We start from the raw sequence: 13,082 nt of genomic DNA on the forward strand, positions 1-13,082 counted from the left end.
AACCAGCGAACTCTCCATGACCGACAGGCGACCAGTCATCTCACCCAATTGTTTCTTCAGGCCTTCCAGTTCGGCGCGTGCGGCGACATCGGGATCCTGCTCCGGCGACTGCAATGCAACACTCTGCGCCTGCAGGGCGGAAAACTGAGCGCGCTGTTCCGTAAGACTGCGTTCCGCCAGTTTCGCTCGTTGCAGCGCCGGCTCGACGAACAGGCTGTAGCCGATGAGGATGATCCCGCCAAGCAGCGCTGCCGCAATCAGCCAGCGCTCACGCAAGAGCAGCGCGTCATAGCGCGCCGCCACTTTGACCCAGGATTCCTTCATCGATTTACCCCGCTGCGCGGGCTGACATCCGCAGCATCAACATTCTCGGAGCGCAGAACAAATTCAACAAAACGCGGCACGCCGGGCACGGACTGCGACGGGACAACCGTAGCCGACACTTTTGCCGTTCCCGGCGATGGCGTGTTCTCCTCGCCGGGATCAACGCCGCGCATTTCCAGTGCGGCAAATCGACGCCCTTGAAATACCGGTTCGCTGCGCAGACGCTGCACATAGGCCGGCAGCCTTGACGGATCGAGCAGGCGGCCGCGTATTTCGATTTCAGTACCGCCCGCCGTCAACAGAAACCCGGTCAGCCACAAATCACTTTGCGAGTGTCTGGCGAAACCTGACATCAACGCCGAGAAACCCGAGGTATTGCCCAGCGTGCCGGAATCGAGCATGGCGACGACGTCGCTGCGCACAGACAGCGTCGCTTTTGCGATTTCCAGTTCGCTCGCCAATGCCGGCGACACCTGGCGCTGCGCAACCATGTTGCTGAGCGCCGTCAATCGCTCCTGTTCTGCGGCCACCTGCTTCTGCGACACGGCAGCCGCTGTGCTCTTCCGGTCTGCATCAAAGCGTGCCCACAATGCCATCGTCGTCATCAGCAGCAGCAAGGCCAAAGCAGCAATCCCGAGATTGCGTGCAATCGCCAGTTCATTACGCGGCCGCAAGCGGATTTCGTAGAGATTGATCTGCTGGCTCACGCCGCCACCTCAGCGGCACCCTGCGTACGCAAAGCGGCACCAATCGCCAGAAGATTTTTCGCCTGATACTGGGTATCCCTCAATTCCGGCACTGCCGGAAAATCCATCACCGACGAGAGGTTCATTTCCTGCACCGGCACGTAGGTATTTCTAGCCAATTCGGCCACCAGATTCTCGACCTGCGGATAGCTCGCCAGAACCACCCTGGAAATTGGAATGTGACTGTACTGCCGATCAAAGTTGTCCAGGCTGCGCTGAAGATCAAGCTGCAGACGTTCCCTCACCCGCGCGCACTGATCGGCGTCACTCCCGTTCAACTGAAGCGTGTTGATCTCGCCGCGCCGCACGGCAATCAGCTCGCCGTGAAAAGTCAGCGTCAGCATCATTCCCGCCTCGTCGATACGCAGAAAAGCCAGACCGCGGTTCTCGTCTTCGAGCAAGGCCGCGACGTTGCGCTGGGCCAGTTCGGGAATGTCAAGTGCATCCAGAACAATCTTGGCTTGCTCAAACACCGCGACACGCGAGCGCACCGCCGACTCGGCAGCAGAAACCACCAGAACGCCGACGGGCCGCCCGGCTGGCTGAACCGTATTTGGAATATCGAGCACCTCGACGCAGGCACTCTCGAGCGGATAGCTCACCATTTCCTTGAGCGCCCAGCGTAGCGCCTCCCTGCGCTCCTCCCTGGGCACCGGTGGCGCATCGAGCGGGTTAACGTTGTACTCGCCACTGCCCATCAGCGTCGTACAGGCATAGGACTTGAGCTGTCGGGTCACCCGCAGGCGCTGCAAAGCCTCGAGTTCGTCCTTTTCCACCGCAAAATTGTCCAGCGCCCGGACTTCCGGCCGGGAATCCGGGTCGCGCACCACGTGCGCAAGCGTCACCCACCTGTCCTGCTGAAGGATAGCCAACCAACCGGGCTTGCGCGGTGTGGAGAAAAGCATTAAGTTGCCCTATTTATACTTTTGTTTAAAGATACCCATTAACCCACTAAATAACAAGGAAAATATTGAAAAACCCCGGGATCAAAAACAAAACTGTAGCTATCGTTCCACCAATGCCGTCAAACGTCTTTCGACATAGCCAGGAAGCCCTGCATTGCCTGGGCATGCGCCGGCAAGGGGCTGGGTGCAGGCTATCGCCGTGATCGAATAAATACTTCCCAACCCCGCCTCGACCACTCCTCCGTTAGCCAGCGTAGCGCACTGCACGGTGACCGAAACCCCGTTCACCGTTCCAATATTGCTGCTGGCAACACACGACGATGAATTGATCGCCCGCGCCACGCCCCATTCGCTTCCCGCCCGAGCCGCCTGAAAGGCGCGCGCACCATTGAGATCCAGTGCGCTGCCGGCATGTTGCGTGGTAGACACCGTGGCAATGAATCCGCCAAGCGCCGCCAGCACAACGATGATGAAAATCGCCGAGACGATGGCAAAACCCTTCTGGTGCTTGATTTCAGGGCACATTGTCGACATGCACCTCCTGGTAGAGCCGGATGGTTTCCGCTCCGTGAGCGCCCGGCTGGCTCAACACCAGCGTCATCGTCAACAAGCCATTGCGCTGCGAAGCCGCCGGAATGTAGGTAAAGGAACTGTTGGCACAATCGACGTTGCCGACCAGCACCGTTCCGCCTGCCGGGCACGCAGCAAGTTGTGCCGCGGTGATCACCCGCGTTGAGCGCAGCAGCGCGCCCCCCGAACACGAGTAGATGACCGAGAAACCGGGAATCACGTGAAAGCGCTTGTTCGGTGATTGAAAGGGAAACTGGTTCGCGGCACTCAGCGTGATCGTTGCAGCAGTCGATGCCGGGGCAATTGACGCACGATTGAGATCAGCCGCGTTATAGGCATTGGCTCCTGGAATTCCGAGGTTGTAGATGACCACATGGTAGCCTGCAGCATAGCCTCCAGCCGGCGGCAGACTGGTACTGGCGAGGACATCGAAGGTGTTGTCCGCCGCTGAAAAGTCAAGGATGTCACCTGTCGGGACACTGCTCTGCGCGATGCGATAGCGCCCACCGCCTACCGTGGGCAGGAACTCGACGCACGCGCTGCTGCCACCGCTCGTCGTACGCAAAGAATTCGGCAGCGCGGAACGCACATCGCGCGCCATGCGCCGCAGGGCTGTATCGCCGGCGTCGGTCAGTTCGGCGCGGGCAACCGTGTCAATATAGCCCTCAACCGGCGCACGGATGAAAACCGCCACCATGGTACCGAGAATGCCGGTGATGACGATCACCATGATCGCCTCGATCAGGGTAAATCCGCGCAGGCTGGAGTAAGCAGGATTTTCGCGCATGATCAGAAATTGGCCCGGAATCCGGTGAGCGTAATGCTCTCCGGGCCGCCAGCGACGGTCACTGTCACCTGCTTGCCGGCGACACCGCTCAAGTTCAATGCCGCTACGCCCACCGTTACCGTATAGCTGCCAAGAATCGGCGCCAGGGAGCCATCCACCTGATAGACACCGGTCTGGTTCCAGCCATTGAAATCGTCGACGTCGTTATAGTTTTGCCGTTCCGCCACCGTATTCTGCGTACAACGCGGCGCGATGGTATTCGGTGTGCAGCCGAGGGTCGCGCTGGTATTGGCCGCATCAGCCGGATCGTTCTGGAAATCCTTGCTCAACACTTCGTCCAGCATGGCCTCGGCAACGGCCAGCGCCTGCTTGCGAATCACCGGATTGGCGCTGGAACTCACCGTCACATCCATCACTGAAAGAACACCAAGCAGCCCCACGGAAACGATGACGATGAACATGAGCAACTCGATCAGCGAAAGGCCGTCCTGCCGCCGTGAGGCGAAGATGAGCCTCATTGAACCCACCCCGTTTCCGGCTGAATCGTGATGTTTGGCGCGTTGCTTACCGTGATGCTCAACAGGCCTGGCACTGCCCTTGTCGCTGTCACCGAGCGTCCGAGTGGATCGAAAATGACGCTGTCACCTCCGAGCGCAACGCCGGCCGGTGCACAGACCTCGTTGTTTGCCGCACAACCTCGTCCGGGCGCCGCCAGGGGAACGCTCGTCGTACAACTCACGTTACCCGCGGCTGCTTCCGGGAGCGTCGTATCCATGGTGATCGACACGACAGCAGACGAACCGATTCCCGCCGTGGTCGTCACGCAGACGAAGCGGCGACTCGCCACGGCCACCCGCCGTGCATGCTGAACTGCCGCCTTTACCGCGTCGTGAAAACCGCGCTCGTCGAAGGTCCGGTCAAAAAATCGCGGTATGGCGGCAACCGCCAGAACACCGATCAGAATCATGACGATGATCAGTTCGATCAAGGTAAATCCCGATTCCCGCCTCCGGCAAGCACGGCCATGATGACTCACCATTTCAATACATTTCCCTGCGGTGAATGATCGGACCCGACTTGTAAACCCCGAATGTCGCACGCGCCGAAGGATTGCCGATAGCGCCTTTCCAGTTGTAGCGAAGCCAGGGCGAATTGACCGTCGTTGCAGCCGGGCCGGCAGGCCCGAGCGCTGTACACCGGTTGCCCGAAGCCAGCGTATCGAGATTGAGAGTGATGTCCGTCCAGCCGGAATTTCCGGCTCCGGGTCGGGTCAGCGTGGCCGTGTAATTCGGCACGGCCCCGCCGATCGTGATCGCCGTCTCGCAGGCCGCAAGATTGTTACCTGCTCCGGGGAAGGCAAAGGCAAAATCTGAGGCATTGATTGCCGTGCAGGTATCCTGGGCGTTGTTCTGCCACCCCAGCGCTGCACTGGCCCAATATTGCAGGCGCAAATCAAGCGGCAGGTTGAGCAACTCGGAACCATTGGCATTGCCCAGTTGAACCCGCCCGCTACGGATCTCCTCGCTCGCTTCGCCATAACCCGAAGAAGACACCTCAGCATCCGCAGCCCGCAGCTTGAGCGTCAGCGGAGCGCTGGTCGGGCTGGTAAAAGTGTAGACCGGCGATGCCAGCGTACTGCCCGAGGTGAAACTTGCCGCCGGAATCACGTTTGCCGAGAAGGTACCGGAAGTCGAGCCGTTGCCATCCGTCACCGTCACCGTACGCGCGAAACTGCCCTTGTAGTTCGGTGTCAGCGCCGACGTCGTTGCTCCATCCATGGCCCGTACCGTAAGCGCCGTAATCGGCTGCGCCGAGTAGGTGAAGTTGCCGCAGCCGTGCGTGGTCAGCACGGTTTCCAGATGATGCGGAGAGAAGCGGGCCAGTACCGCGCTCTGCCCGACGACGTTTTGCGAAAGATAGGTGCCAGAGGCATTGATGCGCAGCGCACCCGATTGCGTCCACTGTTGAGCGGCAACGGCGCCCGTACCCGCAACGAGAGAGAGGTTCGTCGCGCCCAGGGCCCCCACATTGCCACCGGCTGGGGCCACTAGGACGGGTGCCAGTGTAACCGCGCCGGCATAGCTGGGCGCCACCGGATTATCGGAAAGTTCGGAATCGACATCGCTGGTCCACAAGGCGGCGATCACCGTATTGCCAAACGAATCGCCGGCCGAAGCAAGCCGCGTGGCAGCGCCTGCTGTCGCGTCACAGGCCGCCGTCGGACTGCTCGCGCAATCGGTCTGTACGCCCGCCCCGGCCGTGACCGGAGCGGCCGCTACGCCAAAGCCGGCTGGCACCGCGATCACCGATGCCGAACCCGGTAACGACAGCGCCGGATGGAGCGCCGTCGCCGACTTGTCCAGTCTGGCCGAGAGGGTCCATTGACCGGTATCCATGTATTTGATCCACAGCCAGGTGCTCGCATTGGCGTCAAAGGCCAGCCCGCTGATATTGTTCGCTCCCGGAAGAGCGCCCGGCAGATCGACGTAAGCCCCGGCAGACGCATTGGCCGCCTGCGGCGGCCCGCCGACCGTCACGCCAGCCGACAATGACGTTCCGGCGAAGCTTGCCGGCATCACCGGCGTCGCATAGACCTTGAGACCGGCACCGGCCAGCCCCTTGACCGGAACACAGGCGGCGCCGGGGGTCGGGCCGGACGCTTCGACCGCCTGAACTGAAACCGCTAGCGGCTTGCCGCCGACAATCACTCCGGAACTGGGCACTGTCAGCAACAGCCCGCTGTTGGTTGCCGTCCAGTTGCAGGCTACAGTGACCCCACTGCGCGAACAGGTGCTCGGACTGGCCGGGGTGACCGTTCCGCTGGCGCCGAAGCTCGCCACCCCTGCCGCAGTGAAAAAATTCTTGCTGGCACTGCTCTGTCCGTTGCCAATGATCATCGCCGTCCCGCCGCTTGCCGCATCCCAGATCGTCGTTGCGCCTGCCGAAGACAGGATGGCCACCACCCCGCTGCTGTACAGGGCGGAACACGTGGCGTTCGCGCAGGCACGAACCGTTACCGTTCCCGGCGCGCACGTCGGCCCGGTCCAGCTTGGATGCTGAATGTCGAAGTGATCGATGAACAGAACCGGGCAAGGGTGCGTCGCGTCCCTGGCGACAACAACCTGCGCCGCATTGAGTTCTGCGTTGTAGATTCTCAACTCGTCGACGACACCGGCAACGCCGTTGACCGTCCCCTTGGGTGCCGTGAAACCCGAGGGGTTATCGCCCAGATGCAGGTAATCCAGCGTGGTGGCCAGCGTACCGCTACTGGTGAACAGCGAGGAGCTTGGCGTTCCGGCGTTGATATAGATTTGCAAGGCATCCTGGTTGGCGGCGGGCAAGGCGTTGAAGTTCCATGTAACGGCCACATGCACCCAGGTATCTGCCGCAAACACCTGCGCGCCCGTCTCAACGCTGCGGACTACTCCGGTGCTGTCGGTGGCGGCAAAATAAAGCGTTCCGCCCGCCGTTCGGGTCAGCGAAAACCAGGTCCCATTGACCAGCGTGGCATCCAGCAACTGCGCTGCCGGACCGCCGGACCAGACGCTTGCCGATTTGTACCAGAAAGCAATCGTTCCCTGCCCCAGCAGGTTCACCGAAGCGTCGGAAAAACGCAGCCCCGTCCGGATCGCATCGACTTCAGCCGCACTCGTATTTCCCGGCATCCCCCCGCCCCGGCAGACCTTTCCGCCCGCCAGGGTCTGCGCCAGACCAAGTGCCGTACCGTGCCGCACGCTGGCCGATGAATCGGCCACCTGACCCGCAGACCCGGTGACCCACGCGCCTTCGTCAAGTCGATATTCGGCGATCGGCGGAACCGAAGGTTTGTAAAAGAGAATCGCCGTATTCGGCGAGGGTTCGAGCGCTGCCCCGAAAGTCAGGACGCTGAAGTCGCTGCTCGTCAGTTGCCAGCCGATCTGTGACTGCCCCGTCCCACCGTGGATGACCGAGCCGTATTGATAGACGAAAGTTCCGTCCTCGTTGAGGATAAGCTGCAAGTCAAACGATCCGCTGGTGTTGGTAAAGGACACCCATTCCGGAACATTTCTCCAGGTCACGACAAACTGGCGGTTGGGTGCCGTGCCGATGCTCGCGTAACTGACGTAACAGTTCGCATAACCGTTGCACGACGTTCTGCTGGCGGCAGCGGGATAGTTGGGCAGATCGGCCAGGTTGGTTGGGTCAAGGTCAACACCGAATATCTTCATGGTGTTGTTCATGCTGCCGTTCGGGTAGGTCAAGGTATAGGTCTGCGGCGGACCTACGCTCTGCGTTCCGGCCGAGCAGGTCGCGTTATTGAACTGTATGCGCCCGTTACTCTCGATCCGCACCTGGGAATAGCTTGTTGCGCCATAAACGAAATTGAAACCGATGGTGATCAGGTCGCTGATCGTGTCGTCAAGAACTGCCGGAGTTGTCCCGCAAGCGTTGAACTTGACGGGGACGGTGTTGAAGCCGACCTTGGTGTGGCTGCTGGCGTCAATCCAGTTGAAGGGTGTTGAAGCGTTGATGTAAGTCTGGGCAAACGAGGCCAGCGGCCACGTCAGGAATGCCAGCAGCAGCCCATTACAGAGGCTGACAAACAAGCGGAAGGAATGACCCGTCGATCTGGAAAACAAACTCATGCCAGACCTCCTCGAGGAAATATCAGCAAAGGGGAAACCCCGCGCCACAAGCACCCCGACCAGCCATAACCTGAAGCAAAAAACGATCCATAAAGAATCAGCCCGTTGATCGCCTTTTCAAGCCAGTCGCCGAGCCATTCTTTTCATGTTCGTACCTGGCGAAGCTTCCGAACACACGCCAATGCAAGTGCAGCATGAAATGGAGTCTGCCCGGGTCAGACTCCATGCCTCGTTAACGTGCGCAAGTCACCGTTGCATTGGCAACCGTTACCCCGGTACCGCTCGGCGTCACAGTACAGGTCACCGTAGTAAGCCCCGTCGACGCTCTGCAGTCCCCGGCGCCACCGATCTGGAATTGCTGATTGCCAGCAGGCGCACCATCCTGCAAGGTCACCCCGCTCACAAATGGGGTCAGCAACGCAGCAGTACAAACGTTCACCACATTGAGCGGGTTGCACGGCGCACCACTGCCAATCCCGCGTGCCAGACAAACGCCATTGTTGATTGCCGTACCCGAGGCAATTGCGCCGGCAACGCCCTGCGCTGCCGAATTATGCGCATCAACCGACAAATCGACGAATCTAGGCAGCGCAACTGCCGCCAGAATGCCGAGAATCACGATGACGACGATGAGCTCGATCAGGGTAAATCCTTTCTGCTTTTTCATTTCCATATCTCCAAAAAATCAGCATCCGGCGGTCAGCGGCACGGCGATCACCGGGGCACTACCGGTTGCTGCAGCAGAGGTATAACTGATACGACAGGTCGCCGGTGTAGTCGCTCCGATAAGGTCAACCGTGATGGCTACACCCGCCCCGGCACCGCCGGCAGAAATTGTCAGCCCATCCGTCGCTGCATTCAACTGGGCTGCGGCAATTATTCCGCCAGCGTTGGCCTGCGGATAACCATTGATCATGGGGATGGCCAGCCCTTCCATATTGGCGGTACCGCCTGCCGCAGTACACGGCCCGACAGGATTGGCCGCCTGGTCGAGCAGACATCGCGCATGCGCCAGTGCCGATGCAGCACGAATACTGCCATTGAGCGCCTGCAGTTTGGCTATCCGCGCATCTCTCTGAACGTTAATGTAGCGTGGCAAGGCAACCGCCGCCAGAATGCCGATAATGGTAATCACGACTATAAGTTCAATCAGGGTAAAACCTTGTGCAGATCGACTCATTGCAAAATCTCCATAAAAAATTCCAAGCTAAAGATACGCCTCATGGCGCATAACGGCAAAACACGCGGCTTCTTGAATGATCTTTTCAACGCCCCCCAGCATCCATTGGCAGGGCGTGGCGGCTTCGAGGCGCAAACCGACGAAGCCACTGCTGGCCGCACTTTCCGGCGCCCGCGCCACGCGCCAGCTCAAGTGACTGCACTGTCGCTCACTGCCCGCAGGCAATGGGTGCAGGTGATCGGGGTTGTGCGGCCGGTAAACCAGTTCGCTCCGGCCATCTTCAAAACACCACTCGCCGCCGGACAAATTCCGTTTTTCCTCGGCCGAACACTCCCCGCGATACCCTCCCGGCGGCGCCCCCAGCCAGCGCACCGGGTTGCTGCCGACCCACGCGGCCATTTCGCCTTCTCGCTGCTGCATCATGACTTCGCCCATCGCCAGTTTCAATCCCGTTCGAATATTGCGTATCGTCAGTTCAACGCCCTGCTTTTCCGCACGCTCACTGGCGTCATTGAGCGCCGACATCAGCCCGCCAACAATCAAGGCCAGCACCACCAGCAGAACGGCTCCCTGAAACCAGTGCGAAGCCGCGTAGTAGCCCAGACTGCGGGGCTGAAGCTGCATCATCGCTTGATCGCCACCTTGCCCAGATCCCACATCGGCAGGAAGATGCCCAGCGCCAGAATCAGCACCATGATGCCGAGCATGACGATGAGGATCGGTTCGATCTGCTGCCCGAGCGTCTTGAGTTCGTACTCGACTTCCTGGCGGTACATGTCGCCGATCTCATTCATCATGTCGTCGACGGCACCCGATTCTTCGCCGACGGCGACCATCTGCAATACCACCGGCGTAAAAATTCCGGTACTGATCGCCGAACGCAACAGGCTTTCGCCGCGTTCGACGTTCTCGCGCATGCTCTCGACACGACGAGAAATAAAACTATTATCGACCGTTTGCGCCGAATTGGATAAGGCCTGCATGACCGGAACGCCGCTTTTCAGCCCCAGGGAAAAGCTGCGGGCAAAACGGGAAAGCGCCGCCTTGTGCAGAATAGTGCCGGCAATCGGGAATTTCAGCGATGTTCGATCCCAGACATAACGCCCCTTGACCGTCCCCACCCAGGTGCGAAAGGCCACGACACCGAGCACCACGGCGGCAAGCATGATTGGCCAGTAGGCCACCATGAAGTCGGAAAAGCCGAGCAGAATCCGTGTCATCAGCGGCAACTCGGCACCAAAGCCGGCAAAGACCTTGGCAAAGGCCGGGATGACGAAAAGATTGACGATCACGATCGCTACCGCCATGGCCACCACCACGAAGCCTGGGTAACGCAGCGCCGATTTCACCTGCTCGCGCATATAGCGCTCGAACTCAAGATGCTCAAAGAGCCGGAAAAAGATGTCTTCGAGCATGCCGGTCGCTTCACCGACGCGAACCATTGACAGGTAAAACGGCGTAAAAACTCGCGGATGCCTGGACAGTGCCTGCGATAGTTCACGCCCGCCCTCCAGGCTTTCGCGCACTTCGCCGATGACGCGCTTCATTTCCGGGTTGATCGCCGCGTCCTGCAAGCTGCTCAGGGCGCGCATGATCGGCACGCCGGACTTGAGCAGGGTATGCATCTGCCGGCTGAACAGCAGTAAATCGATTTGGGATATTTTTTGTTTGAACAGCGTGATATTCAGGCTGGCAGCGCTGGCAGACGTGCCGGCTTTTGCTTCCTTGATATCGACCGGCGTCAACCCCTGCCCGCGCAGAAGATCGACAATGGCACCCGGACTGGCGCCCTCGAGAACGCCCTCGATGAGTTGTCCGCCGGTATTACGTCCTTTGTAGGCGAAGGTGGGCATGGTTAAAGCCTGGACTCATTAACTACGAAGTGCACGACGGACATCGCGAAGCCTCTCTGGGGAGGAGCGAGGAAAAGCCTGCTTGAAATACGACACTTTGTATTCATTCGTTCAGTGAATGGGGCTTGAATATCAAACAAGGAATTAAGCCTCATGCAAATTTTTCATCATCAGGCGTTCGGGCAGAAACCCAAATTCTGAGATGCTCTTTTCTAGCGTCAGGAATTGGAAGCTTTTCAATTCTCTCCTGAACCGTAAAGCCATCGACGATTTTGTGATTAAGCATTTCCTCAACAAATTACCAATCCTTATCCCGACCCGCCGCGAGCTTTGAGGTGGCAAGATCATGAGGTTCGAGGCAATATCCGACTTTGTGGTCGGTGTTCTGATTCTGGATTCTAACTAATCGGCTTTGCCAGCCTTCGGGCAAGATGGCCGTCTCCGGCCCGACGCCTTGCGCGTAATAACCGAAGCGCTCATGGAAAGGCGAGCCTTCGCCAATCGATCCGTCGATCAAGTCTGCAAGTTCTGGACGATGCAAGGGATAAATATCTGCCTCCATTGACTCAAGCAAGGTATCCGGTGGGCCAGGAACCGCACCCAGAATGGATTGGCTGCCGATAACCATGATTTCGTACTGGTCAGTTATTGCAGCCGCAGCACGAATGAGATGCTCCAATTCATTGCGGCGCATAACCTTGCCCCCCAGACTTCAGAAACTCGAATCGTTCTTTGGGTGTAAGCAAGCAGGCCAACGGCGAGGCCTGACGCAATGCCGCTGCTCGCTGTGAATCTTCGACCGCAACGGCCAAGCAAACATCGGGCCCCTGGTCAATCAAGCGCTGCCATTCATCAAGATAGACATGAGTGCGGGGTGAAACCGACATTCGCCACCGCTGAAGAATCTGTTTTGCCCTTTCCAGCAACGCAAGGTCGCCTCTGATCTTCACTGCAATCAATCGGTGCAGCGCGAGACTTCGCTGGTCAATTTCCTGATGGGTGCGCATGGCAAGCTCTTACCTGATGACTAAGCAACACTTTAATCCTCAAACTGATTGCTGATGCGCATGGCTTCCTCGATCGTCGTGCGCCCTTCCACGGCCAGCCGCACGGCATCGCGGCGCAGGGTTTCACCGTCCATCTGCCGGCGCGCTGCCTGCACAAATGATCCCGCGTCGTCGCTGTTGATGGCTGCGACGATTTCGTTGGTCATTTCGAGCATTTCGTACACGCCGGTGCGCCCCGCATAACCGGTTCCGCCGCAATGCACGCACCCCTTGCCCTGGACGAATTTGCGCTGGCCGACCGTGTCGCCCAGCTCGTAGCGCAACCATTCGTGCTCGTGCGGCGCGGGCGTATGGGGCTCAGCACAGTTTTCACAGACCAAGCGCACCAGCCGCTGGGCGAGCACGAGTTGCAGCGACAGTGCGACCATGTAGCGCGGCACGCCCATGTCGAGCAGTCGGATCGGCGTCGACACAACATCGTTGGTGTGAAGGGTCGACAGCACCATGTGGCCGGTAATCGCTGCCCGCATGCCGATCTCGGCGGTTGTCTGGTCGCGCATTTCGCCGACCAGAACGATGTCCGGATCCTGACGCAGGGCGGAGCGCAAGACGCGCTCAAAAGACAGTTCGATCTTCTCGTGCACCTGAACCTGATTGATGCCGGGCAACCGGTATTCGACCGGGTCTTCGACGGTGATGATCTTCTTTTCGGTGGTATTGAGTTCGGACAGCGCGGCATAGAGTGTCGTCGTCTTGCCGCTCCCGGTCGGGCCGGTGACCAGCACCATGCCGCTCGGACGACGTACCGCATGACGCAGCCGCTCAAGCGTGCGCGGCGGAAGATTTAGACGATCGAGCCCGAGCAGGCCGGTGTTCTGGTTGAGCAGGCGCATGACGAGCGATTCGCCGTACTGCGTTGGCATGGTCGAAATCCGTACATCGATCATGTTGTTGCGTACCTTGATCGCGAAACGACCGTCCTGCGGCAAGCGCTTTTCGGAAATATCCAGCCCGGACATCAGTTTCAGGCGCAAGGCCAGCGCCGAAGCGATCTTGGCATCGGCTTCCATCTGCACGTGCAAAAC

At 59.4% G+C, this 13,082-nt stretch carries 15 protein-coding genes; all 15 read right to left on the reverse strand.

Features of this window, described 5'->3' with window-relative positions; genetic code table 11:
• Nucleotides 1-324, reverse strand: a 324-nt coding sequence (gspM, locus tag JNM42_RS06925) for a type II secretion system protein GspM (protein ID WP_294267951.1), incomplete at its 3' end; no start/stop codon positions are given.
• Nucleotides 321-1,031, reverse strand: coding sequence for a hypothetical protein (locus JNM42_RS06930; RefSeq protein WP_294267952.1), 711 nt, complete (start codon nt 1,029-1,031; stop codon nt 321-323). The genes gspM and JNM42_RS06930, both read right to left, overlap by 4 nt.
• On the reverse strand, nt 1,028-1,915 hold the full coding sequence (locus JNM42_RS06935; protein ID WP_294267953.1) for a hypothetical protein: 888 nt from the start codon (nt 1,913-1,915) through the stop codon (nt 1,028-1,030). The genes JNM42_RS06930 and JNM42_RS06935 overlap by 4 nt, the downstream gene beginning before the upstream one ends.
• Nucleotides 1,916-2,074: 159 nt before the next feature.
• On the reverse strand, nt 2,075-2,509 hold the full coding sequence (locus JNM42_RS06940; RefSeq protein WP_294267954.1) for a hypothetical protein: 435 nt from the start codon (nt 2,507-2,509) through the stop codon (nt 2,075-2,077).
• Nucleotides 2,490-3,332: a type II secretion system protein gene (locus tag JNM42_RS06945; protein ID WP_294267955.1), complete on the reverse strand. Its 843-nt coding sequence runs from the start codon at nt 3,330-3,332 to the stop codon at nt 2,490-2,492. Before JNM42_RS06945 ends, JNM42_RS06940 begins: the two co-directional genes overlap by 20 nt.
• Nucleotides 3,333-3,334: 2 nt before the next feature.
• Entirely contained in the window at nt 3,335-3,850 is a 516-nt protein-coding gene (locus tag JNM42_RS06950) for a prepilin-type N-terminal cleavage/methylation domain-containing protein (protein WP_294267956.1), read from the reverse strand.
• Entirely contained in the window at nt 3,847-4,371 is a 525-nt protein-coding gene (locus JNM42_RS06955; protein WP_294267957.1) for a type II secretion system protein, read from the reverse strand. Before JNM42_RS06955 ends, JNM42_RS06950 begins: the two co-directional genes overlap by 4 nt.
• Nucleotide 4,372: 1 nt before the next feature.
• Entirely contained in the window at nt 4,373-7,957 is a 3,585-nt protein-coding gene (locus JNM42_RS06960) for a LamG domain-containing protein (protein ID WP_294267958.1), read from the reverse strand.
• 232 nt (nt 7,958-8,189) lie between these two features.
• Nucleotides 8,190-8,624: a type II secretion system protein gene (locus tag JNM42_RS06965; RefSeq protein ID WP_294267959.1), complete on the reverse strand. Its 435-nt coding sequence runs from the start codon at nt 8,622-8,624 to the stop codon at nt 8,190-8,192.
• A gap of 18 nt (nt 8,625-8,642) precedes the next feature.
• Complete coding sequence (locus tag JNM42_RS06970) at nt 8,643-9,137, reverse strand: type II secretion system protein (protein ID WP_294267960.1); 495 nt, start codon at nt 9,135-9,137, stop codon at nt 8,643-8,645.
• Between the two features lie 27 nt (nt 9,138-9,164).
• Nucleotides 9,165-9,764: a hypothetical protein gene (locus tag JNM42_RS06975; RefSeq protein WP_294267961.1), complete on the reverse strand. Its 600-nt coding sequence runs from the start codon at nt 9,762-9,764 to the stop codon at nt 9,165-9,167.
• Entirely contained in the window at nt 9,761-10,990 is a 1,230-nt protein-coding gene (locus JNM42_RS06980; protein ID WP_294267962.1) for a type II secretion system F family protein, read from the reverse strand. Before JNM42_RS06980 ends, JNM42_RS06975 begins: the two co-directional genes overlap by 4 nt.
• A 298-nt stretch (nt 10,991-11,288) precedes the next feature.
• Nucleotides 11,289-11,684 (reverse strand): DUF6036 family nucleotidyltransferase, encoded by a 396-nt coding sequence (locus JNM42_RS06985; protein ID WP_294267963.1) that lies wholly within the window; start codon nt 11,682-11,684, stop codon nt 11,289-11,291.
• Nucleotides 11,671-11,997 (reverse strand): hypothetical protein, encoded by a 327-nt coding sequence (locus JNM42_RS06990; protein ID WP_294267964.1) that lies wholly within the window; start codon nt 11,995-11,997, stop codon nt 11,671-11,673. The genes JNM42_RS06985 and JNM42_RS06990 overlap by 14 nt, the downstream gene beginning before the upstream one ends.
• A 32-nt stretch (nt 11,998-12,029) precedes the next feature.
• A partial coding sequence (locus JNM42_RS06995) for a GspE/PulE family protein (RefSeq protein ID WP_294267965.1) occupies nt 12,030-13,082 on the reverse strand: 1,053 nt, incomplete at its 5' end.

Source organism: Propionivibrio sp. (assembly GCF_016790145.1).
Taxonomy (GTDB): domain Bacteria; phylum Pseudomonadota; class Gammaproteobacteria; order Burkholderiales; family Rhodocyclaceae; genus Propionivibrio.

Coding starts and splice junctions, on each gene's coding strand:
- JNM42_RS06940 (WP_294267954.1), bottom strand. CDS start 2,509: ATGTCGACAATGTGCCCTGAAATCAAGCACCAGAAGGGTTTTGCCATC.
- JNM42_RS06945 (WP_294267955.1), bottom strand. CDS start 3,332: ATGCGCGAAAATCCTGCTTACTCCAGCCTGCGCGGATTTACCCTGATC.
- JNM42_RS06950 (WP_294267956.1), bottom strand. CDS start 3,850: ATGAGGCTCATCTTCGCCTCACGGCGGCAGGACGGCCTTTCGCTGATC.
- JNM42_RS06955 (WP_294267957.1), bottom strand. CDS start 4,371: ATGGTGAGTCATCATGGCCGTGCTTGCCGGAGGCGGGAATCGGGATTT.
- JNM42_RS06960 (WP_294267958.1), bottom strand. CDS start 7,957: ATGAGTTTGTTTTCCAGATCGACGGGTCATTCCTTCCGCTTGTTTGTC.
- JNM42_RS06965 (WP_294267959.1), bottom strand. CDS start 8,624: ATGAAAAAGCAGAAAGGATTTACCCTGATCGAGCTCATCGTCGTCATC.
- JNM42_RS06970 (WP_294267960.1), bottom strand. CDS start 9,137: ATGAGTCGATCTGCACAAGGTTTTACCCTGATTGAACTTATAGTCGTG.
- JNM42_RS06975 (WP_294267961.1), bottom strand. CDS start 9,764: ATGATGCAGCTTCAGCCCCGCAGTCTGGGCTACTACGCGGCTTCGCAC.
- JNM42_RS06980 (WP_294267962.1), bottom strand. CDS start 10,990: ATGCCCACCTTCGCCTACAAAGGACGTAATACCGGCGGACAACTCATC.
- JNM42_RS06985 (WP_294267963.1), bottom strand. CDS start 11,684: ATGCGCCGCAATGAATTGGAGCATCTCATTCGTGCTGCGGCTGCAATA.
- JNM42_RS06990 (WP_294267964.1), bottom strand. CDS start 11,997: ATGCGCACCCATCAGGAAATTGACCAGCGAAGTCTCGCGCTGCACCGA.